Here is a 21,621-nt window from a genome sequence, read left to right on the forward strand (position 1 = left end):
TAATGTTCCCCACATGAGCCTTTAATCCTCGTCCCTAGTGATAAAGTCGATCATCGTTGCCATCCCCTGAGATCATGTCCTAAGCGATGCCTGAAGCCGCGAAACCAGCGCTGGTTCCCATTGCTCTAAATCGAGTGCATTAACGGTTTGGTGCAACGTGCTGTAATGCTGCTGAGCGAGCGTTTCTAGCCCTGCTTCATGCAGCAAATCAGCGTTGGCTAAGCGCCAGTACGTGCTTTCGCGCAAGGAACGTGCCGACGCTAACCCCTGGTCAAGTACCTGCAGGGCAGGCCCTAACCCTTCACTTCCCATATAGCTACGCGCTTCTTCTAATCCCGCGTGCCATGCTTCACCGCCACCAGCGCCGTCATTTGCGCCGCTGCCAGCGCCGCTGTACAGCCACTGCTGTGTTTCTTTATCCACAAAAGGCGAACCATCGTTAAACGTTAACGACTCAATCCCAGAGAGCCTTTCCACAAACCAAACCGACTCATCGCGAATAGCCTCAGCGCAGCGCGGCAGGCCTAAGCGTTTAGCCAGCTCGGCACTCAAGCGGTGCCCCTCTATCCAATAGGGGCTGACCGCCACGCTTTTCTCGATGCGCTGCCAAAGCGCCTCATCTCCACCGCGGGAAAGTGCCTCTCGGTAATCGGCTACCCGGTCAGCAGCGACCGGCGCCAGCTCCGTTCGCCCCCCTTCCCGGGCGGCAGGCAATGCTTGTATAGCGCTCCAGATGGCATAGCGGCGTAAGCGGTAAGCCAGTGGCTCGCCTGGGTTTTGCTCACCCAAGAAGTCAGCCATCTTGAGTAGCGACTGGCGGTTAGCGCGCTCATTGCCCGCTTCCAGGCGCAGTTCAGGGACTTTTGCCCCGCCGGGCTGATCAGCTTTCTCAGCCTCATTGGAGGAGGAAGAAGCAGCCCTGCGGGCATCGCCACCGGAAGCGTTGCCACCTTGAGAACCCGATGCAGCACTGTTTTGATTAGGCTGTTTTTCATCCAGCAGACGCTTCAGCTCGTCAAGCGAGTCAGCAGGCAGTTGCTTGGCAACCGCTAACGTTTGCAGTTTTTCCAGCGAGTGTTGGCAGGCCTGATACTCGTCTTCGGCGTTGTGAAAATCGAGACCTGAGGCAAGCTTCAGCGTACGTTGGGTAAACTGCTGGAACAGCCTGGGCCGCATCTTAGCGCCGCGGGGGCCGTTGAATGGGTAAGCCAGCGCCCACCAGGCGTCAAGACAGCCAGCCAGCAGCCTTAGGGAAAGCGCGAAACGCACCCCATTGCCTTCATGCTGCAAACAGTGGAGCAAGTGCCCCAACACCTTTAGGTCTTTGCCTTTGTGGCTGAGCATAGTGATTGCTAATGCTTCTGCCGTGTCCCAATCAACGTCTTGATGCTGCAATGAACCCACTTTCATCATTTCAGCCTCAAGGCGTAGGTAATCGGCGCTGTCCTCCAGCACAATGCCGATCGCCTCGCCTTGCTCATTGGCGGGCAGAGGCGCTAGCAGGGATTCAAGGTGGCTATCCGCCGTTATACGCATCACGAACTCCTATACCCACTACCAGCGACAGGCGCTGCGCAGCGGTTGAATTTGTTGGCGCAATCCCGATACGTCAAAACGCAGCCCGTCCAGTGCCGCTGCGTCGCTGCTCAACACAAGCTCGTTGGCGCCCAATAATTGCCGCAGCGTTTCAATGGCGGGCAGTCCGCGGCCACCGCTAACCACGTGACCGTTATCGCGCACTCGCCATTGCTGAGAGACATCACGCCCATCGGCGGTGACCCGCAACGACACACGGGCCGTGTCCAACGCATTGGGCAGGTGCACCTGGAAACGGGTAATTATCTTCTCGCAGGCCAGTACCAAGACGGGCCGCGGAGGTGTTGTGCCTCGCGCGGGCACCGTCATCAGCACTTGATTACCCTCGGCGCTTACAATCAGGCCAAAGTCATCAGCGTTGCGTTTCGCCTCTTGGCTGATGACTGAGTGCCAAAGCGGCGGTAATTCAGCGTTATCAGTGGGTGGGCGCTGTTCATCGAGAAAAAGATTGTCGTAGCAGCCCAGGCGATCCAAGCGCGAGCTTTCCTGGCCGCACTGATGCGCCTGCTCCAATACAGCCGCGCTATCATCTGCCTGTAGGGCACTGCTCATGCTTAATAGCCAGAGGCAAATCAATAGCCTGTACTGCCATCGGCAGCTTACGAATGTCACTTTCATTTAGCATCCAGTTCTAGCAATTGGCATTTGTGGGAGAGCGTACGCTTAGGTATCCCCAGGCTCTCTGCTGCGAGGGCACGATTCCCGCCGTAGTAAAGCAATCGCTGGCTAATCAGTTGCGCTTCATAATCACGCACCGCTTGGCGCAGATCATGAATCTTATTCAGCGTGCCGCTGGGTTCTGGTGTTGCTGACTCAGCGCCACTGGCGGTATCACTGGGCAGTAGTAAGGCTTCAATATCGCCACCAGCGGGCGTCATCGCGCAGGCATAATCGATCAAGTTTTTAAGCTCGCGCACGTTGCCGGGGTAATCACGCTCTTTTAGCTGCCGCAAAGCAGCGGGCGTGATGCCCATCTCGCTGCGCCCTTCCCGGACACAGAAATCAGCAACAAAGTGCTCCGCCAGGAAGGCGATGTCTTCACGCCGTGCTGACAGCGATGGCAGCGAAAGCGGGAACTGGCCTAAGCGATAGTAGAGATCTGCACGAAACCGCTGCTGTTTGATCTGCTCACGGAGTGGCTGATGGGTAGCTGCAATAAGACGCAGATCGGCACAGCGTTCTTCGTTCGATCCGAGGGGGCGGTATCGACCACTTTCCAGCACTCTGAGCAGCTTGGCTTGCAGCGCTAGAGGCATATCGCCGATTTCATCCAGGAACAGCGTACCGCCGTCGGCTTGGGCGATTAGCCCTTCCCTGGCCTGGTCAGCACCAGAAAATGCGCCTTTAGAGTGGCCGAACAGCTCCGACTCCAGCAGCGACTCGGGGATCGCGGCACAGTTAATCGCCATGAACGGTGCCTTGGCGCGTGCTGAGAAACGGTGGATCGCTCTGGCCACAAGGTCTTTACCGGTGCCGGTTTCGCCCTGCAGTAGCACCGCTAAATTAGTTTCAGCTGCACGAATCACCTGCAGCCGAAGCTCTTGCATAGCGATAGAGCTGCCCAGTAAATCGCTCGCCAGCTTGGTCGCTAACCCCTGGCGCCGAGTGTTGTCGTTAAGCTTGGCTAACGAGTCACGCAATACCGCTGATTTCTGACGCTCACCCTGGCTACTTGCCAGGCGCGACCACAACCGGCATAGCAGAGCCTCAAAAGCGACAAAATTGCTGCACTCCATGAGGCTCGTCAAAGTGGTCGCTTGCGTTACAAAGGCGAGCACGCCCAGCCATTCACGCGAGCTGTCCTGTAGCCGTAACGGCCTCACATGTAGCCGCAAGTTGCCGTTCAAGGCGGCCATTTGGGCTTGAAAACCGGGGTGATCAAGCCGGGTACGCGCTTCCCCCACGCCCAGTGTTACCGGTTTACCGGTACGAATGGCATGGGCGTAGGGGTGACTAAACTCATCACAGTTGAAACGCGCCTCACTATTGTCACGGCCCACCCAGCGGCCACTGCTGTCTAGATAGAGGCACTCTACCCATGCCAGACCCAGACTATTGGCCAGCAGCTGGCGGCTGCGTAAGCGCAGCTCCCGTGGCGTGCTACTTTCAACCAGCGCAAGCGCCATTGGCATAGCCGCCAGCCCGGCCAAAGGCTGTGCTTCGCTAGCAGTGCGCTGGTCAAGAGCCTTTACCTGCATGGCGCTATGCCACCTCCGCAGTAAACAGACCGCTATCCGTATCGGTACCCAGCACTACCCGGCTAACTGTTTCACGCCGCGCCATACGTTCGAGCAGCGCACGAGAAAGCGGCGGCAGCAGTTCACCATCAATCACCGACTCCAACATCCTTGCGCCGTTTTCACTCCGCGTCGCACGCTTGCAAATCGCCTCGGCCAGGCTGTCATCAAGTACCACCTCGGCCTGACGATGGCGCTCGCGGATGCGTGTTGCCAAGGTATCCAACTTGGCCTTGACGATGTCGCGTAGGGTATCGCCGTCCAGCGGCAAGTAAGGCACCACTTCCATACGCGCCAATAGCGCCGGTTTGAAAAACTCTGCCAGCACCGGATAAAGCGCGGCATCCAGCGCCGCCGGATCATCGCCATAGCTGACGATGGCTTCGTAGCCCAGGTTGGAGGTCAGGAAGAACAGCACGTTTTTGCAGTCAATCACGCGCCCTTCGCCGTCCGCCAATTCGCCTTTATCAAACGCCTGGTAGAAGAGATTCAGTACATCGGGGTGGGCTTTTTCGACTTCGTCTAGCAGCACCACTGAATAAGGGCGCTGACGGATCGCTTCAGTCAGTAACCCACCTTCACCAAACCCGACGTATCCCGGCGGCGAGCCAATCAGGCGTGAAACCGTATGTTTCTCTTGGTATTCCGACATATTGATGGTGGTGAGAAATTGACGACCGCCATACAGCTGGTCGGCAATTTGCACCACGGTTTCGGTTTTACCCACACCGCTGGGGCCTACCAGCAGAAATGCGCCCAATGGCCGCCCTGGGCGACGTAGATCCGCGCGCGCGGTTAGCAAATGGCGATGAATACGCTCAATAGCACTGCCCTGCCCCTGGATTAATGCATCCAGATGCGTCGGCAGTTCGGTGAGCCGCGTTAGCTCATCGCTGGTCATGCGCTCGACCGGCACGCCCGTCCAGTCGCCAATCACCTGGGCGATCTGGGCTTCTTCAACGCTGGGGTTGACCAGCGCAAACGTTTCTTGAAGCTGGGCCAACTGCTGCTCCCGTTCGGCGAGTTCTTGATGAACGCCTTCGGGAAGTTGATCCACGGCATCACCTTCCGTTGCCTCTAGCAGTTGGCGATGTAGCGCCACAATCGCATCGACGCATTCACGCTGCGCTTGCCAGGCGGCTTCCAGGCTTGCCAACTCCTCTTCCAACCTGACTAAGCGTTCAGTTAAATCGTGGTGGAGCTCGCTATCGGGTTCGCGACCCAGCAGTCGCTCTCGCTCAACCTGATCGCGCTCACGTAGCGCGGCAGTATGCTCACTCTGCAAATGACTGAGCTTGCGCGGCGGGGTATCCAAGGCCTGCGCCAGCCGAGTACAGGCGGTATCCAACACGTCGATGGCTTTATCGGGCAGTTGCCGACCGGCCAGGTAACGGGCAGAAAGCGCAGCGGCGGCACGCAGGCCGCTATCGCCAATCAATACACCATGTGCGCGCTCATACACATCGCGCAAGCCACGTAGAATAACCAGCGCCTGATCAACACTTGGCTCAGAAATCGCAATCGGCTGAAAACGACGCGACAGCGCTGGGTCTTTTTCAAAGTACTTTTTGTACTCACGCCAGGTAGTGGCGGCGATGGTACGCAGCTCGCCCCGCGCCAGGGCAGGCTTGAGCAAGTTGGCTGCGTCACCGCCACCTTCCTGGTTGCCAGCACCTATCAGCGTGTGCGCTTCATCAATGAACAGTAGCGTAGGCCGCGGGGCGTTTTTGACTTCGTCAATCACTGCTTTAAGGCGTTTTTCAAATTCGCCCTTCACCGCGGCGCCGGCTTGTAGCGCACCTAGATCAAGGGTCAGCAGCTCAACATCTGCCAGCGCAGCGGGTACTTGCCCCGCCACAATACGGGCGGCTAAACCTTCTACTACGGCACTTTTACCCACCCCGGCATCGCCAATCACAATGGGGTTGTTTTTGCGCCGACGCCCCAGGATATCGAGCATCTGGTCGATTTCTGGGTCACGCCCCAGAACTGGATCAAGCTCACCCTTGCGCGCCTGTTCGGTCAGCGAGGTGGCAAAACGGGCCAGCGCGCTGTCATCGCCAGCAGGCTGGGCAGCTTGGCGTTGATTGGCGTCGGCACCATCCCTAGGCGCTTCGGCTGAATCGGCCGTCAGGCGCTCTAAGTGGCGGCGCAGGTTTTCGCGATTAATATCTTCCAGCAGCGCCGTACTCTTCGGCCCTAAGTAACGCGGGGCGTTGTGCAGTAGCGCCGTGAAAAGCACCCCGCTGCGTAGCGCTTGATGCCCATACTCGGTGGCTGCCAGCAACCAGGCATCCTGGAGCAGCTCTACCAATAACGGTGAAAAGCTGGGTGTCGATACCTCAAGATCACGAGGTGGGCGGCTTTCCTCAGCAATTCTTGCGCGCAACTCCTCTACATCAATATCAAGCGTTTCCAGCAGTAAACGCACATCACATAGCGGCTGGTCGACCAGCGCCAGCAGCAGATGCCCAGTGGTCACCTCAGGCGCTTGCTGTTCTGCGCAAAGCACGGCGGCCTGTTCCAGGCCATGACGAGAAATTCCATTCAGTCGACTAATAAGCGCCGGTAGCTCTACCCTAAGCATGCTCTCTCCTAACGATAAATCTGATCGAGTAAAGCTTTGACTTGCTCAGCCTGTTGATCCAGCGACCAAGAAAGCCCCAAATAAATACTCACCAACGTAACGCCGAATAGGGCAAAGATGGCCCATAGCGGTAACCCCTCGTGCATCCCCTTGCCACGCCCTTTCACCACATGCTTAAGCGGCTGGGTCAATAATTCGTCGGGTTGCTCTTCAAGCGACGCCAACTGGTCACCCAGGGCACGCACGATTTGGTCGTACTCTTCCCGACCCTCGGTTTTCACCCGGTAACGCCCCTCAAACCCGAGACATAGACACAAGTAGATAAAGGCCAGCATGTCCCGGTAACGTTGTGGCTCTTGCTGCAACCGCGCGAGGATGGAGAAGACTTTTTCACCGCCCCAGGTTTCGTTATGAAATCTTGCCAGCAGCGAGTGCTCGGCCCACACACTCTGGCGCCCCCAGGGCATGCCCATCACGGTTTCATCGATAAACGAGCACAGCACATAGCGGTAAGCGAGCAGCGTTGGCCGGTCATAGCCTTGTTCGGTTAGCTCAATTTCGATCGAGGCAATTTCGTCGACCACCTGGCGATAGAGGCGTCCAATATCATCAGCACCGTCCACCTCACGGACGCGTACCGCCATACCCAGCAGACTGCTTGACGCATCGACCAGCGGGTTTAAATTGTGCCCGCGCAGCCGAAACCAGTAGTCCTCATCTGCATTAAGGTGTTGGGCATGGCTATGCACCAACTGCTCAACGCCGCTGTCTTTTATGTGGTCTTCGTGGCGAACCGGCTCACCCATCGGGTAGTCGTTTTTGGCGTCATTTTGATGCGTGGCAATATCTTGCATGGCTTAACTCCTGATCGCCCAAAACTGCATCTCCAACCCAGGGAACTCGCCTGCCACGTGGAAGGCAAAACCGCTTGCACCATCCAGCATTCCCCAGGCTTCGCTTTGTCTGCTGAGTTGGAAATAGGTGTAGCCCGCGTGATAAGGCAGCTCGCGAGGGGCCACCGGTAGCGGCTCCAAGGGAACCCCCGGTAATTGCAGGCTAATAAGGTCGCGAATACGCTCGACGCTGGCCACTTTGGTTTGCTGTAGAAACTGCTTGCGAAGGCGCTCATTGGGCATATCGGCGCGCACTGCCAAAATGAATTCGGCTGTTTCGAACAGGCTGGTATCCGAAAGCGGCGCCACCAGTAAGCCAAATTTCCGCGCCTGTATCTGAATGGCGATAGCGCGGGGCTCAAGCACGGTGGAGAGCGCTTGGCGCATCATCTGCATTAATGGCCGGAACCCACGTTCGGGATGCTCATGGTCATAAGCAGGACACTCAGGCGGCAAACGCGACTCATCGGTAAACGTGACCAACTCACTCGCGATTTCATACATCGTGTCGTAGAGCCGTTCTGGATGAACTTGCCCCAAACGCGATAGATGCTGAAAACGTGGCTGAGCACGGTTTAATAGTTGCAACAGCATGAAATCGGTCACGTCGGCAACGCCTGCCTGATTGGGGGTCGACAGCCGCTGGGCGATATTGCGCGCGCGTTCTCGCATCAAGCCGGCCATTTCACCCACAAACCGTTGCAGGCTTGGCGCTGCCTGCACGTTCAACAAGGTGGGAATAAATTGTTCATCCAGCACCAAGCTGCCGTCGGGGCGGCGCTCTAGAATGCGCGTGACGGCTAAGCAGGCGTAACCACTGCGGTCTTCTTGCTCTAACAGCAAGCGCGGTGAAACGCGGGCCACATCCAGGTCTGCCATATCACCGTCGCGGGAGTGCAGGTCACGTACGCTGCGCGGTGAAAGGCGATAACGCGCAGGTAGGTTGTCATCGGGCCAACGCACTTCCCCAACGCTATCCGTGGCCAGTGGCAAACCTAAATACACCACTTGATTGGTAACACCCGAGTCTGCCACTTCCAGCGCAGAAGGCTCTAGATCATCCTCAGGCAATTGGAAGGCCACGCCATCGGGCATTACGCCGCTCGCCCGGCTAATCGCAATCCGGCCAAAGCTTAAAAATTCGCTATTCAACTCCAGGGTTAAAAATCCGTACAGATAGTGACTAACCCCCTTAAGCCGCGTATCGATCAACCCTTCAAGGCTACGCTGCTGCTGTTGGAAGTGCTGCGGCTTGATGAATAGCCCTTCACTCCATACCACGCGATTGCGACTGGCCATCACTCTTCCTTCCTTAGTTCTACTTCATTGCTGCGCAGATGAACCAGCAAGTGATAATTCTCTGAACTGGCTTTCACTTTGACGACTTTCTTCCACTCCGCCTCATTTGGCTGAGCATAGAACGCAATCAAACCGATATAGCGCGCGTCCTCTTCAATGGCGAAGGGCTCGTAAAACTTCCACTGGCCAGGTAGCAAGGTGAAGTCGTCATGGGTCAGGTAGTTAGTGCCCAATGCCGCCTCTAGATCCTCACTGAGCTGATCCATGTCAGCCGCCATCAACATGGAGTCATCTTTAAGCTGCAAAATTTGAAAGCGCAGCGGCGTCCCCTCACCATCAATGTTCGGGTTCACATCGGGTTCTGCGACCATGCTTAAATCCACCAAGGTGGGCTGATCTTCCGGATAGCCCACTGGTATAGAGGGATCTAGCATGACCTCCCATGCTTTACCGGCTGCTTCACGGGTCGAGGCACAGCCTGTGATCGACAGCAGCACTAAAAGCACCCCAACAAGCCCGAGGCTCTTGGCCTTGCTCATGCGTCCTCCCGCTGCTGGCGACGAACAGACTGGTCATACGCCTGCTCGAAGACTTCCCAGAACAGTTTTTGGAAGCCTAGCTGGCGGCCTGAGTTAAGCTCGTGGTAGTAGTGGCGGTACATTTCCCAGGCCCAGCCGTTTTCATCTTCGATACGGGTTCCGGCACCACGATAAGCATGGAAACGTTTTAGTAGCGCTTCAGGTGAAAAGGCATCCAGAATAGCGGTTAGGGCGTATTCAATGGCTTCTTCTACAGCCGCCTGATGGTGGCCTTGATGACGTAAGCACTCCCCCACCGCTTCGGGCGCCGAAAGGTGAACCGGGCTACGCTGGGCCGAAAACATGGTTTCAACGGTGGCTTCATAAGCCTGACCGAGACGCAGCGGGTTATCTTCGATGGGCTGCAAGCGACGGTCTCGAAGAGGGTATTTGCTATCGTTTTGAGCCTGCTGAAGAGTGCGCAAGCCATTGATAGCAGCCTTTAATGTTTGACCGGCTTCTTCAAGGAACGCCTGCTGCTCTTCGCTATCACGGAAGGGGATGTCGATATCCAGCCCCCTTAATAGCGGGTCAGCACCAACATGGCCGAGTGAACGCCCACTAGGCTTTTGCCAGCGATCCTCCAACTGCTCGCCAACGGAACGTTCGAGGTCGTCTATTGCCCGCTCATCCATGCTACTGCTCCTCTCTGTAGGGTTGCCTGCTGTATAGCCGTTTGGCGAATGACTGCTTGGTGAATAGCCGCTTGTTGAATAACCGCTTGGTGAATAGCTGTCCGGTGAATGGCTGCCTGGCTTGCGTTTGATCGCTGGCATGCGAACAGCTGCCTCGCGCCGTTCCTGCTGGTCACGCCCTACACTTCCTTCAACACGGTGCTCTGACCCCATTAACTCAGGCATTTCATCAAGGGACTCAGACAGTTGAACATTGGCAGAACGGGGATCTAAAGCGGCCATTGGATCTTCGTGCCCCACACCGCGCGCTACCCCGCCAAGCGCCTCCATGGGATCTTCTTTTTTCGCGGCTTCAGCACGCAGCGGCTGGTCTTCATGCACTAAAGGGCGGCCATAAGCATCTACTGCTTCCTGCTCTTCATTGACTAGCGAAGCCAGGGGTTGAGCACCGGGCTGGGTTGCCTGCCGATCACCCAAGTGCACCTTGAGGCGGTACTCGCCGACTAACAGTTCATCGCCCTCGCTCAAGGCAACCTTGCGGTTTCGCCCAATTGGCAGAGTGGCGTGATTGATAAAGGTGTGGCCGCTGCTATCAATCAGACAGAACTTGCCGTCAATCTTGCTCACTTGGGCATGCTGCGGGCGAATGCGGCCGGCGTGGTCTTGCAATAGCCAGTCATCATCCGTTGAGCAGCCTAAGGTGCCCCCCACGTCATGAAAGACGTAGCTACTTGTTGAACGGCCTTCTAGTCGCTCACTATTGGCAATGACCAGCGTTACAGCGGAAATTGGGTTGGCGTTCATTGTTTAACCTGTCATCTGAATACGCACTCGGCGGCGTTTTGAGGCGCTGCCGGACTCGGGATTAACAAAGGTGGTCCAGCCGAGCTGGCAGGTGCCAGCATCGCCTAACCGCATCGGTTGTACGGCGCTGGGTAATAGCTCTAGCTCAAGGTCGTAGGCCAACGGCTCGCGCAGCACAAACTCAACCAGGGTGCGCAACGGGGCATGCTCCCTGCCATCAGGTAGGAAGTCGCGAAAACGCTCCAAGGTGAGACCAAATAAACCCAGCACAAATTTGCCGTTAACATCAGCAACGCGCTCACCGGCCACCACATCGCTGCCTAACGTCATGGCTGCCATACCGCTTCGGCTGCGTTGATCCATTGGAATCTGAACCCAGCGATGTACCCACTCTTCAATCTGCACATCATCAAGGTCAAAGCAGTGCCCGACGATGCTGCAGACAACCTCGGGTGAACGCGATCGGCCTGCCAGCAAACCGGCATAAGCCAGCATCTTGCTCCAGTTGATGGGGGTCTCAACGCGCAAGTCACTGTCTGCTAACCCCACCAGGGCAAAAATAGCCGCCGAAAACCCATCGCTAGCGCCATCCTGGTAGCGGATGTAATGGCGATATTTACGCCAACTGCGGTGCACTAACGCCAGTAAGCGGTTATTGAAAAAATCCAGGAAATCGCCTGCAACACCATCGTGATGGGCTGCCTCATGCGCTAATGTTTCAAGGTAATAGCTGGGCAACGGCGACTGAGACCCCTGCAGACCCAAGAAGCTAACTTCCAGCTCGTAATGGCCCTCAGGCTGAAAAGCCAGTGAGAGCACGTCGCTGCTGGGAAAGCCTAGTGATGCTGAGGCGCTATAGCGCACGCGCTCAAAAGCGGGGGCGCCTCGCTGGCCACACTCAAGGTCATCGCCGTGATGACGATGCAGAAGCTCTACTAGTTGATAAAAATCGTAACGCCGCGCCTTTGCCATCAAAGGGGCAAGCGCTACATCAGAGGCTGCTGCCCCGACTGTAAGGTCCATTTGTAGCGCTCGTGATTTTGACGGTTAATAACATGCAGCTCATGAAACGAGTTGATGCTGGCGTACAAGGAGAAGAACCGCGCCAACACACTGCCAAATAAGTACAGACTCCCTTCGTCGCCAAAGGCATCTTGATCTAGCGTCATTACCGAACGCAGACCACGAATGGGCAGCCCTCTTTTCAGCCGATCAATGGGCTGGGTTTCAATGCTGACAATGCCTGCCAGCCGTTTTTGAGCCACTCGCTCGGCCTGCCTATCGACCAAGGCACGGAAATCGTAAGCACGCAGCACAGAACACAGCGCATCACGCTCCAGTAGCGATAAGTAGTTAAGCGATAGATTAGAAATCAGTGTCCATAGCAAGCTGCCGTCCAGCGTGGGGCGCAACACTGGCGTGGGGCGGGTGATATTGCGAAACATTGCATAAGAGGGGCTCTCTTCCGTTGAGTAGCAAATATCGCCTACCGTCAAACGCTCAGGCAGCTCACGGTTACTACACGTCAATCCGAGCGAGACGGTTTCAGACATGCCTATGTAGCTGCGCTCATCGCCACGCACAAAGGATATGTCGTGATCAAACCCATCCCCACGCAAGCTGTCGCGCACGCGAAGCCGGTAATAGGAGGCATCGTTGCCACGGTCTCTCTTAACTTGGTGCTGAAAGCTTTCAAAAGGCACATATTCACGCGGCGTACCACGCCCCTTACCGTTCTCGCTCTCTAACCAGCCCTCTACCTTATCGACGCTAAAAATTTCATAGTGTCCGGGAGATCGACTGTTGGGGTGAATGCGGTATTCACTGCGCTCACCGCTAACATCGACAGGCTCTGCATCATGAGAGAATAGGTTGATCGCTGGCGAGCAATACAAAGCAAAATGCTCGTCTTTCACTCTCGCGTCGGTCGGTAAAGTACGCTCAAACTCTAGGCGCAAAATAATTTTGTCTGCGGTAATGGCAGGCAAGTGCTGGTTTAGGGCTGTTACATCAAAGAAGTGGAAGGCCTCTGGAAAACACAAATATTCCTGAAGTATCCGATACCCTTGATACACATTCCGTGGGTAAGGCAGTAACGCGTGCTTACGATCAAAACCAACGGGCTGCAGCAACTGCTTTGGCAGGTGCAGCCGTTTACCATCAATTTCCAGCTCTACACGCGCCAGGTAGTGGCTCATCCACAGATAGAGCGTGCGCGCTGTATAAGCGTCTCCACCAAGGTGCAAACGCAATGTATCAATCCCCATCGCGCTGAGGGGCTGATCACTATGTACATCAAGCGCCAACTCAACAATGGAGGCATCACGTGTATGACGTGCCTCAACCCCCGCATGTTCTAGCGGATAGAGCGTCACGTCATGACAAGTGCGGAACATGCAGGTAGTGCCATCCACTGGCTTACTGGCTAACTCTGTACCCCGTTCTAGGAGCTGGTGGGTACTCAACGCATGCCACGTAGGGGTAAATTGCACCACGGTCATGCTAGGCACCGGGCGCAAGTAGTTCGGCCATAGCATGCTGATCAGCGAATGAGTAAGTTCAGGGAACTCATCTTCCACTTTTTCACGCATACGGCCGGTTAGAAAGGCAAAACCTTCTAGCAGACGTTCAACATCAGGGTCGGTACTACGCTCTGACAAGAAGCGACTCAGGCCGGGGTTGCCCTCCGCAAATTCTCGCCCTTGGCGCTTCAGAAAATTGAGCTCGTCCCGGTAATAGCGATTTAGCATTCGGGCCTCGCAAGCCTATCAGTTAAGACACTGATAGCGCTTATTATTGAGCAATAAGTCGATCGTGGCGTGGGCGTTATCTCGCCCTAACGCTACGGTGGCATGTACTTGAAAATGCAGCTGTAAGGGGTCGCCATTATTGGGTAATGACTCAACTTCAACGTGCTGAACCCGTGGTTCAAAACGCTCAATGCACTGCCGAATGGCGCGCTGGATATTCAGCTCTAAATCCAGCACGCCGATCGTTGCATCATTGAAGTCCAGCAACCCCAACTCAGGCTCACAGGCACTATTGCCCGGATGACTGTTGAGCAACTCCACTAAGTGGCGTTTGATCGACTCAACAGTTTCCGCCAGCCTTTCATCCTCCCCATGCGCTAACGCCTGTTCAGGCATCGCAAGACGCTCAAACAGACGGCTACCTAGCAGGCTGCCATGGTTAATAGCCATGATGGAGAGGTTCCCTTATTCCTTGTCGAGACGTCCGACTAAAGACAGCTCAAAGTTGGCACCCATGTACTTAAAGTGCGGGCGTACCGACATAGATACCTGGTACCAGCCCGGATCGCCTTCGACATCCGACACTTGAATAGAGGCGGCACGCAGTGGGCGGCGGCTGCGAACGTCAGAGGGCGGGTTCTCTTGGTCGGCCACGTACTGTCGGATCCAGGTATTCAGCTCACGCTCAAGATCCTGACGCTCTTTCCACGAACCGATCTGCTCACGCTGGAGCACTTTAATGTAGTGAGCCAGGCGGTTGATGATGAACATATACGGCAGCTGAGTACCCAGCTTATAGTTGGTCTCAGCGTCTTTGCCTTCGGGCGTGTTCGGAAACACCTTGGGTTTTTGTACGGAGTTGGCGGAGAAGAAAGCAGCGTTATCGCTGCCCTTACGCATCGTTAACGAAATGAAGCCCTCTTCGGCCATTTCGAACTCACGGCGATCCGTCACCAGCACCTCGGTGGGGATTTTAGCCTGCAGTTGGCCTAGCGCTTCGTAGGTATGGACAGGCAAGTTCTCAACCGCACCGCCGCTTTGTGGACCAATAATGTTCGGGCACCAGCGGTATTTTGCAAAACTGTCGGTTAAGCGTTCGGCCAGCAAGTACGCCGTATTACCCCACAGATAATGGTCGTGATCTTCACTGACGGTTTCACGATAGTTAAATGTCTTGATGGGGTTTTCGACTGGATCGTAGGGCATCCGCAGCAGGAAGCGAGGCGCCGTCAGGCCTAAGTAGCGCGCATCTTCTGACTCACGCAGGCTACGCCAGCGAGCGTACTTGGGCCCCTCAAAGATCGCTTTAAAATCTTTGATATTGGGCAGCTCTTCGAAGCTATCGATACCGAAGAAGGAGGGCGCTACCGCCGACAGGAACGGTGCGTGAGCCATCGCCCCGACCGCAGCAGTATGCTGCAGTAACTTCATATCGGGGGTCGAGGGCGTGAAATCGTAATGCCCGATAATCCCCGCTACTGGCTCGCCGCCAAACTGGCCATACCCGCCTGCGTAAACGTGTTGATAGAGACCACTTTGGGTAATTTCCGGGGCAAACTCAAAGTCATCCAACAACTCTTCTTTGGTGGCATGCAGCACATCAAGCTTAATGTTTTCGCGGAAATCGGTGCGATCAACCAACAGCTTCAAGCCACGCCATGCTGACTCTAGCTGCTGAAAGTTATCGTCGTGGAGAATCTCATCAACTTGCCGACTAATTTTGCGGTCAAGTTCAACAATCATGCTATCTACGACGGCTTTGTTAACCTGCGGGGCAGCATTCTCGCCGTTTAACAGCTCGGAAATAAAGGCGGCAACGCCCTGCTTGGCAACGTCGTAGCCTTCATCCGCTGGCGCCATACGAGTCTGCGCCATCACTTGATCAAGTAAAGAAACCTCTTCCTGGGCTTCCGCCGTTTGGCTTTTCTTTTGCGCCATATCACTCATAAGAGATGCCTCGAATACAATCCGGTTACTGGACTAACACGAAAATAAGAATGCTTAATCGTTTCGGTTAGGGTCAGAATCAAGCAGCTCTAGCTCCGCCAACAGTTGCTGACGCGTTTCGTCACTTTCGAGCAGCTTCTGTAAGCGGTCACGAAAAGCAGGTACGTTGCCAAGAGGGCCCTTCAAGGCCACTAACGCCTCCCTTAACTCGACTAACTTACGCAGCTCCGGCACCTGCCGAGCGATACTATCGGGCGCAAAATCATGGAGTGATTTAAACTCCAGATTGACGGCCAAATCGCTTGCTTCCCCCTCTTCTTGCAACCGGTTGGGAACCGCAGCCTGCAAGCCAAGGTTCGCTTCACGCATAACAGACTGGAAGTTATTCTTATCAACAGATACAGCCTCGCGCTCCTCAATGGGGGTATCTTCCTCCCCACCCTTGAAGTCACCGACCACCAATAATTTCAGCGGCAGTTCAGTCTCGGCCTGCTGATCGCCTGTAGCGGGTACATATTTGATGTTGATGCGCTCTTTCGGCGCGACCGTTCCTTGCTTAGCCATGGTTTTCGCCCGTAAAAAAATAGAACAATTCGATTCAAAGAAGAATGCTTATTAATCGCGGGAAACTACCGGATTTAAGCCTAAAGTACCAAATGCTCCCAAACAGGCATCACTGTCATTCAGAAAACAGGAATATCAGAAAGGCATTTTTTTACCGCCATTTTCGCGGTTTTTAGCGACATGATAAGAGAACATTAATTAAAGCTAATTTAAGAAATATGAATTTGTAAGATATTTCTTACAAAAACTGTCAGAGATTTCTTACAAACGGCGAGCAAAATTCATACAAAAGGGGAGCTTAGTGGGGGTAGCTCAATCATTTTTGAGCAGTAAAAATATGGCACTGATGGCACCGTTTCTGCTTAAAACATAGGCAATTCTTATTAGGCATAAAGCATGGCCATGGAAGATGCAACTCTGCGTTACGCAACGCATGTGGATGTAACAAACAGGCAAGCAAGTTCTTGCCCCACCTGGCAATAAGTTGCCCAGCACAGGCAACTTATTGCCTCAGAGAAAGAAACCCATTACCCAAAAACATCATAAGCAACTGATATTTAAGCATTTAAAAATATTGGCCTTGAAGTTGCTCTACTGTTTGTGTCCACGAGACATTCATTTAATTTTCCAGTCAAGGAGCAGACCATGCCAACACCATGTTATATCAGCATCGAAGGCCAAACTCAGGGCAACATCACATCAGGCGCTTTTACCCCTGACTCCGTAGGCAACATCTACGTTGAAGGTCACGAAGACCAGATGCTGGTACAAGAATTCAAGCATGTCGTTACCGTACCTACTGATCCGCAGTCTGGTCAGCCGTCCGGCCAACGTGCTCACAAGCCCTTTATCTTTACTGTTGCTCTGAACAAAGCAGTACCGCTGATGTACAACGCACTAGCGTCTGGTGAAATGCTGCCCAATGTTGAGCTGAAGTGGTACCGCACTTCTGTAGAAGGTAAGCAGGAGCACTTCTTCACCACCACGCTGACCGATGCCACCATCGTTGACATCAACCTGCGCATGCCCCACGCCCAAGACATCCAGAAATCTGAATTCACTCAGCTGATGGACGTGTCACTGGCTTACCGTAAGATTGATTGGGAACACACTGTTGCCGGCACCTCTGGTTCCGACGACTGGCGCGCCCCGATTGAAGGCTAAGCTGTCGCTACTAGCCTGAACCAGGCTTGAAAAACACGGCCTGAAACAAGCGAAGCCCCTTCCAACTGGAAGGGGCTTCGTCGTTTTTACTGCCTTGTTACAATGGGCATATTGCGATTCGTATTACGGCAAGGCCCTGAAACTATACAAACCGCCCCAGACCAACGGCTGTACGAAGACGACCCATCGTTACAGCAGCCTCTTCCCGTGCCCGCTCAGCGCCTTTTTGGAGTACTGCCTCAATATGAGCCGGGTCTTCCATCAGCGCGTTGTAACGTTCACGAGAAGCGCTCAAGTGGGCATTCAAATATTCAAACACCTTATCCTTGGCCTCGCCCCAACCAATACCGCTCTCGTACTGTTCACGCAGGCTGGCGGTCTCTTCCGCTGTCGCAAAGGCTGAATAGATCTGGAACAGCGTGCAGGTATCAGGGTCTTTCGGCTCACCGGGCTCCAGCGAGTTGGTCTTAATCTTGCGCACCAGCTTCTGCAGTTTTTTCTCTGGGGCAAACAGCGGAATGGTATTGTCGTAGCTTTTGGACATCTTGCGCCCATCCAAGCCATTCAGTAGCTGTATTTTTTCGTCTACTACGGCCTCGGGGAGAACAAAGTGCTGCCCTTTATAGAGGTGGTTAAAACGCCCAGCAATATCGCGGGCCATCTCAATGTGCTGGATCTGATCACGACCCACCGGCACTTTGCTGGCGTTGAACATCAGAATATCCGCCGCCATCAGAACGGGGTAGCTAAACAGCCCCATGGTAATGCCTTTATCCGGGTCTTGGTTCTCCGCCTCTTCGTTCTCAGCCACCGCTGCTTTGTAGGCATGCGCACGGTTCATCAAGCCCTTGGCGCACACGCAAGAAAGCATCCAAGCGAGTTCGGGGATTTCTGAAATATCCGACTGGCGATAGAAAATGGCGTTATCAGTATCCAGCCCTAGCGCCAGCCAAGTGGCGGCAATTTCCAAGCGGGACGCCTGCACCCGCTTTGGATCTGGGCACTTGATCAGCGCGTGGTAATCGGCCAAAAAATAGAACGACTGCACGCTGGGGTCTTGACTGGCTTCGATGGCGGGCTTGATCGCCCCCACATAGTTGCCCAAATGGGGGATGCCGGAAGTGGTGATGCCGGTGAGAACGCGGGTTTTAGCGGTTTGACTCATGTTTTCAGACTCTTAGCTTTCAGGCTCTTAGGCAAATAGGACTATCATAACGCGCAGCATGCCGTGTGGCGAATGGCATCCCTGGCATTTAAACAATGCCCCTCACAACTGCTTAGTCGCCTGCTCCGCTGGTTCGGCTGGCCCGTTGATAAACGGCAACCGATGTGCCCTCAATGCTGCTATTAGTGCCCATATCGCGTGTTGTAATAGTCACTTCATCACCACTCACATCAAACGTGACGCCCAACTTATCGAAGGATTCAAATCCCTCGGCGCCAGTTACATCATTTAAAAAATCACTCTCGGTATAAGTAGCGTTAAAGATGCCTTCTAATAACTGACGCCGAGAAGCCATGCTTCTAAACGCCGACAACATGCTTTCTGCGTTCATTTGGGCCTGTACAGAGGCTCGATAATTACCCGCTAACCGCTCATCAATCAACGCGCTCTGCATGCCTGACATGCCTAGCATCAACGCACCGGCAAGCAGAGCCATAACAATCACTAACGCCGCACCTTGTTGTTGCTTCATGAAGTAGGCTCTCGTGATGAGATTGCTTTATTTCGCTCGCTGATAGTAAAGGTGATTTCATCGCACGTCATATTCACGCTTTCTCGGCAATCGCCAAGGGGCAGTGTGATTAAATGAGACACGTCATCGCTGTTGGTTTCGGAAAGCGTTGGGCAATCGGCTTCATCATCAACCTGAGCAAGATCTAAGACAGGTTGGTTTTTAACCTCGTCTTGCAGCACACAATAATAGTCCGTCCCGCTATCAGAGTGACGTCCATCGGACACAATAGCGTAGTCACCAATATTCCCTTTGCGTCCTGCAGCAGTCAGGGTAGTTACCGCAAAAATTAATGTCTCTTGTTTACGACTGACCTTGTCAACGGTTTGAAACGTTTGAAAAGAGGTTAAAAAAAGCTGTCCTGCCCCTAAGATAATCACTGCACCTATCGCCATCGCGACCATCAGCTCAACGAGGGTAAAGCCCTTTTGCCTAACTGGCATCACTCGCCTCCACCTGTATCAGGAAGGCGAAGCGTATAGGTAAACACATCAGATCCGGTATCGCCTGCCAAGCTACCCAGGCCTACCTCAATGGTAAATTCACAACCATCTGATACGATTTTGCTCTCTTGCGCATTCACATTCCGCAAAGGATTTAAATCACTCTCGGCAAACCACTGGGCCTTCCAAGCAGCCTCTACATCAATATCTGCACAGCTATCTAAGCCCTCTCTTGCCAGCTCCGCCCACAGCCGCTCTTGCGCATCCACGGCTGCAACACTTGCTAATGAACGCTGGTAGCCAGCATTAGCACTTTGCAACGCTTTAAGCTGCATGGCGGCAACCCCGATCAAGCCGATGGAAAGCACCACCAGTGCGATCAAAGCCTCAATTAAACTAAAGCCTTGCTGCTTTTCCTGTTTACCAGCAAGCATCGGGCAACCTTTCGCCACTCGAATTTAGCGTCATATTATTGTCGCAGCCGTCATTCTGATGGGTACTAGCGGTCAATAAATAGCCGTTACCGCTAACATCTACCGCAATCGTATAGTTGTTTTCGGGAGAGGCCTTACTGATAGGACAATCACTATAGGAGTAAGTCCGCGTATAACAGCGCTCAAGCTCGGAAGCAGCCTGCATAAGGCCTGCATGGGCATCGGTTCGCACTGATTTTTGCACGTAGCGGGTATAGCTGGGGTAGGCAATGGCGGAGACGATGCCGATGATCACCAGCACAATCATTAACTCAATGAGGGTGAAGCCGCGCTGGCCCTTCAGCAAAGAACGGCCAGAAAAAGAGTGGGAGTCATAAGACACGCGGCTCTGCTCCTGTATTAGTTAGCTCATACTGATTCAGTATGTCGCAAACCAATACGCATTGCATTCCGCAGTTTATATCAACTGCTGGCGATCACCTTTTCACGCAGCTCTTTCGGCATAGAGAAAGTAATGGTTTCTTCGCGGCCCTGTAGCTCTTCAGGTAGTGCAGCGCCCATGGTTTGCAACTTGGCAATCACGCCTTTGACCAACACTTCAGGGGCACTGGCGCCCGCGGTTACGCCAATGCGTGAAACATTCTCAAGCCACTGCGGGTCAATCTGGTCAGCGTTGTCGATCAAATAGGCGGGCGTGCCCATACGCTCCGAAAGTTCACGTAAGCGGTTTGAATTTGAGCTGTTGGGGCTGCCTACCACTAACAGTAGATCGCTTTGGGCGGCTAGCTCGCGTACCGCATCCTGGCGGTTCTGCGTGGCGTAGCAGATATCGTCATTACGCGGCCCCTGAATATCGACAAATTTCTCGCGTAGCGCACCGATCACCTTGGCGGTGTCATCCATCGACAGCGTGGTTTGGGTCACAAAAGCCAGTTTGGTGGGGTCACTCACCTCCAGCTTGGCGACGTCTTTTTCGTCTTCTACCAGATAGATCCGGCCACCATGGGAGGTATCGTAACGCCCCATGGTGCCTTCGACTTCCGGGTGGCCTTCATGGCCGATCAGGATGCACTCCTGTCCGCGCTTGGCATAGCGAAGCACTTCAAGGTGAACCTTGGTCACTAGCGGGCAGGTGGCGTCGAATACCTTCAAACCCCGCCGTTCCGCATCGGCCTGCACCGCCCGAGAAACGCCGTGGGCAGAAAAAATGACGATAACATCGTCCGGCACTTCATCCAGCTCTTCAACAAACACGGCCCCACGAGCGCGCAAGGTTTCTACCACAAAGCGGTTATGGACAACCTCGTGGCGCACATAGATAGGCGGGCCAAACACATCCAGTGCACGATTGACGATATCGATCGCGCGATCCACACCGGCGCAAAAGCCACGCGGATTGGCTAACTTGATCTGGATGGGCTGGGATTGCGTCGATTGCGTCAGTTGCATAGTAGCGCCTTGATGCGTAAGCACATCGCTTAGTGAATTAATGCGTTGTCACCGGTTTGACGTCGAGCACTTCGACTTCAAACACCAGGGTACGCCCTGCCAGTGGGTGATTGAAGTCCACTTCAATGCGCTCACCGTCAATGGTTTTGACCACACCGGGCAATTCCGTTCCCGCTTTATCGGCAAACGACATCACCATGCCAATTTCCGGGACTTCATCACCAAAATCAGCCCGCTTCAGGGTCTGAATATTTTGCGGGTTGTGCTGGCCGAACGCATGTTCAGGGGTTATCTGAAAGGTTGCCTCTTGGCCTGCGGACATGCCTTTAATAGGGTGTTCAAAACCGGGCGGCAAATTGCCGTCGCCAAACTCAAAGGTAGCCGGCGCTTTGTCTTTAGTGGAGTCCACTAAGGTGCCGTCTTCGAGCTTTAAGGTGAAGTGCAGCGTCACTTCCATACCGTCATCAATCAAATAGTCGCTCATGTCAGCCCTCAATGTACCTTT

At 54.3% G+C, this 21,621-nt stretch carries 21 protein-coding genes; 1 reads left to right on the plus strand and 20 read right to left on the minus strand.

All coding sequences use genetic code 11. The features are described 5' to 3' along the window. Positions 1-72 precede the first annotated feature (72 nt). From tssA to tssB, 13 genes are all read right to left on the minus strand, one after another. A complete protein-coding gene (gene tssA / locus A6R74_RS14140; RefSeq protein ID WP_165603386.1) occupies positions 73-1,536 on the minus strand; it encodes a type VI secretion system protein TssA in 1,464 nt (487 codons plus the stop codon). A gap of 18 nt (positions 1,537-1,554) precedes the next feature. Further along, positions 1,555-2,148 (minus strand): type VI secretion system-associated protein VasI, encoded by a 594-nt coding sequence (gene vasI, locus A6R74_RS14145; protein WP_240488237.1) that lies wholly within the window; start codon positions 2,146-2,148, stop codon positions 1,555-1,557. Positions 2,149-2,210: 62 nt separating this feature from the next. Next, positions 2,211-3,794: a sigma-54 interaction domain-containing protein gene (locus A6R74_RS14150; protein WP_082906689.1), complete on the minus strand. Its 1,584-nt coding sequence runs from the start codon at positions 3,792-3,794 to the stop codon at positions 2,211-2,213. Positions 3,795-3,798: 4 nt separating this feature from the next. Then, complete coding sequence (tssH, locus tag A6R74_RS14155) at positions 3,799-6,420, minus strand: type VI secretion system ATPase TssH (RefSeq protein ID WP_064235134.1); 2,622 nt, start codon at positions 6,418-6,420, stop codon at positions 3,799-3,801. An 8-nt stretch (positions 6,421-6,428) separates the two neighbouring features. Continuing rightward, complete coding sequence (icmH, locus tag A6R74_RS14160; RefSeq protein ID WP_082906690.1) at positions 6,429-7,274, minus strand: type IVB secretion system protein IcmH/DotU; 846 nt, start codon at positions 7,272-7,274, stop codon at positions 6,429-6,431. 3 nt (positions 7,275-7,277) lie between these two features. Beyond that, positions 7,278-8,612 (minus strand): type VI secretion system baseplate subunit TssK, encoded by a 1,335-nt coding sequence (gene tssK, locus A6R74_RS14165; protein ID WP_064235135.1) that lies wholly within the window; start codon positions 8,610-8,612, stop codon positions 7,278-7,280. Continuing rightward, positions 8,612-9,151: a type VI secretion system lipoprotein TssJ gene (gene tssJ / locus A6R74_RS14170; RefSeq protein WP_064235136.1), complete on the minus strand. Its 540-nt coding sequence runs from the start codon at positions 9,149-9,151 to the stop codon at positions 8,612-8,614. Before tssJ ends, tssK begins: the two co-directional genes overlap by 1 nt. Next, positions 9,148-10,629 carry a type VI secretion system-associated FHA domain protein TagH gene (gene tagH / locus A6R74_RS14175; protein WP_064235137.1) on the minus strand — a complete coding sequence of 494 codons (1,482 nt, stop codon included), beginning with the start codon at positions 10,627-10,629 and terminating at the stop codon, positions 9,148-9,150. Before tagH ends, tssJ begins: the two co-directional genes overlap by 4 nt. A 3-nt stretch (positions 10,630-10,632) precedes the next feature. Beyond that, entirely contained in the window at positions 10,633-11,652 is a 1,020-nt protein-coding gene (gene tssG, locus A6R74_RS14180) for a type VI secretion system baseplate subunit TssG (RefSeq protein ID WP_064235138.1), read from the minus strand. Beyond that, on the minus strand, positions 11,616-13,379 hold the full coding sequence (gene tssF / locus A6R74_RS14185) for a type VI secretion system baseplate subunit TssF (RefSeq protein WP_064235139.1): 1,764 nt from the start codon (positions 13,377-13,379) through the stop codon (positions 11,616-11,618). The genes tssG and tssF overlap by 37 nt, the downstream gene beginning before the upstream one ends. An 18-nt stretch (positions 13,380-13,397) precedes the next feature. Then, positions 13,398-13,829, minus strand: a complete 432-nt coding sequence (tssE, locus tag A6R74_RS14190) for a type VI secretion system baseplate subunit TssE (RefSeq protein ID WP_064235140.1) — start codon at positions 13,827-13,829, stop codon at positions 13,398-13,400. Between the two features lie 15 nt (positions 13,830-13,844). Next, a complete protein-coding gene (gene tssC, locus A6R74_RS14195) occupies positions 13,845-15,326 on the minus strand; it encodes a type VI secretion system contractile sheath large subunit (protein ID WP_064235141.1) in 1,482 nt (493 codons plus the stop codon). 54 nt (positions 15,327-15,380) lie between these two features. Then, positions 15,381-15,890 (minus strand): type VI secretion system contractile sheath small subunit, encoded by a 510-nt coding sequence (gene tssB / locus A6R74_RS14200; RefSeq protein ID WP_064235142.1) that lies wholly within the window; start codon positions 15,888-15,890, stop codon positions 15,381-15,383. A 645-nt stretch (positions 15,891-16,535) separates the two neighbouring features. Between tssB and A6R74_RS14205 the strand changes: the two genes are divergently transcribed. Then, positions 16,536-17,054: an Hcp family type VI secretion system effector gene (locus A6R74_RS14205; RefSeq protein WP_035580474.1), complete on the plus strand. Its 519-nt coding sequence runs from the start codon at positions 16,536-16,538 to the stop codon at positions 17,052-17,054. Between the two features lie 142 nt (positions 17,055-17,196). Here A6R74_RS14205 and A6R74_RS14210 read toward each other — a convergent pair whose 3' ends face one another. From A6R74_RS14210 to fkpB, 7 genes are all read right to left on the minus strand, one after another. Continuing rightward, positions 17,197-18,219: a tryptophan--tRNA ligase gene (locus A6R74_RS14210; protein WP_064235143.1), complete on the minus strand. Its 1,023-nt coding sequence runs from the start codon at positions 18,217-18,219 to the stop codon at positions 17,197-17,199. Positions 18,220-18,331: 112 nt separating this feature from the next. Continuing rightward, positions 18,332-18,751 (minus strand): pilus assembly PilX family protein, encoded by a 420-nt coding sequence (locus tag A6R74_RS14215; protein ID WP_064235144.1) that lies wholly within the window; start codon positions 18,749-18,751, stop codon positions 18,332-18,334. Next, entirely contained in the window at positions 18,748-19,233 is a 486-nt protein-coding gene (locus A6R74_RS14220; RefSeq protein WP_064235145.1) for a PilW family protein, read from the minus strand. Before A6R74_RS14220 ends, A6R74_RS14215 begins: the two co-directional genes overlap by 4 nt. Further along, on the minus strand, positions 19,233-19,667 hold the full coding sequence (gene pilV, locus A6R74_RS14225; protein WP_064235146.1) for a type IV pilus modification protein PilV: 435 nt from the start codon (positions 19,665-19,667) through the stop codon (positions 19,233-19,235). Before pilV ends, A6R74_RS14220 begins: the two co-directional genes overlap by 1 nt. Further along, complete coding sequence (locus A6R74_RS14230; protein ID WP_276204798.1) at positions 19,654-20,049, minus strand: type IV pilin protein; 396 nt, start codon at positions 20,047-20,049, stop codon at positions 19,654-19,656. The genes pilV and A6R74_RS14230 overlap by 14 nt, the downstream gene beginning before the upstream one ends. 80 nt (positions 20,050-20,129) lie before the next feature. After that, positions 20,130-21,116 (minus strand): 4-hydroxy-3-methylbut-2-enyl diphosphate reductase, encoded by a 987-nt coding sequence (gene ispH, locus A6R74_RS14235; RefSeq protein ID WP_064235147.1) that lies wholly within the window; start codon positions 21,114-21,116, stop codon positions 20,130-20,132. A 37-nt stretch (positions 21,117-21,153) separates the two neighbouring features. After that, positions 21,154-21,600: an FKBP-type peptidyl-prolyl cis-trans isomerase gene (fkpB, locus tag A6R74_RS14240; protein WP_064235148.1), complete on the minus strand. Its 447-nt coding sequence runs from the start codon at positions 21,598-21,600 to the stop codon at positions 21,154-21,156. Positions 21,601-21,621 lie beyond the last annotated feature (21 nt).

The sequence above is a fragment of the Halomonas sp. ALS9 genome, assembly GCF_001651035.1.
Lineage (GTDB): Bacteria > Pseudomonadota > Gammaproteobacteria > Pseudomonadales > Halomonadaceae > Vreelandella.

Coding starts and splice junctions, on each gene's coding strand:
- tssA (WP_165603386.1), bottom strand. CDS start 1,536: ATGCGTATAACGGCGGATAGCCACCTTGAATCCCTGCTAGCGCCTCTG.
- vasI (WP_240488237.1), bottom strand. CDS start 2,148: ATGAGCAGTGCCCTACAGGCAGATGATAGCGCGGCTGTATTGGAGCAG.
- A6R74_RS14150 (WP_082906689.1), bottom strand. CDS start 3,794: ATGCAGGTAAAGGCTCTTGACCAGCGCACTGCTAGCGAAGCACAGCCT.
- tssH (WP_064235134.1), bottom strand. CDS start 6,420: ATGCTTAGGGTAGAGCTACCGGCGCTTATTAGTCGACTGAATGGAATT.
- icmH (WP_082906690.1), bottom strand. CDS start 7,274: ATGCAAGATATTGCCACGCATCAAAATGACGCCAAAAACGACTACCCG.
- tssK (WP_064235135.1), bottom strand. CDS start 8,612: ATGGCCAGTCGCAATCGCGTGGTATGGAGTGAAGGGCTATTCATCAAG.
- tssJ (WP_064235136.1), bottom strand. CDS start 9,151: ATGAGCAAGGCCAAGAGCCTCGGGCTTGTTGGGGTGCTTTTAGTGCTG.
- tagH (WP_064235137.1), bottom strand. CDS start 10,629: ATGAACGCCAACCCAATTTCCGCTGTAACGCTGGTCATTGCCAATAGT.
- tssG (WP_064235138.1), bottom strand. CDS start 11,652: ATGGACCTTACAGTCGGGGCAGCAGCCTCTGATGTAGCGCTTGCCCCT.
- tssF (WP_064235139.1), bottom strand. CDS start 13,379: ATGCTAAATCGCTATTACCGGGACGAGCTCAATTTTCTGAAGCGCCAA.
- tssE (WP_064235140.1), bottom strand. CDS start 13,829: ATGGCTATTAACCATGGCAGCCTGCTAGGTAGCCGTCTGTTTGAGCGT.
- tssC (WP_064235141.1), bottom strand. CDS start 15,326: ATGAGTGATATGGCGCAAAAGAAAAGCCAAACGGCGGAAGCCCAGGAA.
- tssB (WP_064235142.1), bottom strand. CDS start 15,890: ATGGCTAAGCAAGGAACGGTCGCGCCGAAAGAGCGCATCAACATCAAA.
- A6R74_RS14205 (WP_035580474.1), top strand. CDS start 16,536: ATGCCAACACCATGTTATATCAGCATCGAAGGCCAAACTCAGGGCAAC.
- A6R74_RS14210 (WP_064235143.1), bottom strand. CDS start 18,219: ATGAGTCAAACCGCTAAAACCCGCGTTCTCACCGGCATCACCACTTCC.
- A6R74_RS14215 (WP_064235144.1), bottom strand. CDS start 18,751: ATGAAGCAACAACAAGGTGCGGCGTTAGTGATTGTTATGGCTCTGCTT.
- A6R74_RS14220 (WP_064235145.1), bottom strand. CDS start 19,233: ATGCCAGTTAGGCAAAAGGGCTTTACCCTCGTTGAGCTGATGGTCGCG.
- pilV (WP_064235146.1), bottom strand. CDS start 19,667: ATGCTTGCTGGTAAACAGGAAAAGCAGCAAGGCTTTAGTTTAATTGAG.
- ispH (WP_064235147.1), bottom strand. CDS start 21,116: ATGCAACTGACGCAATCGACGCAATCCCAGCCCATCCAGATCAAGTTA.
- fkpB (WP_064235148.1), bottom strand. CDS start 21,600: ATGAGCGACTATTTGATTGATGACGGTATGGAAGTGACGCTGCACTTC.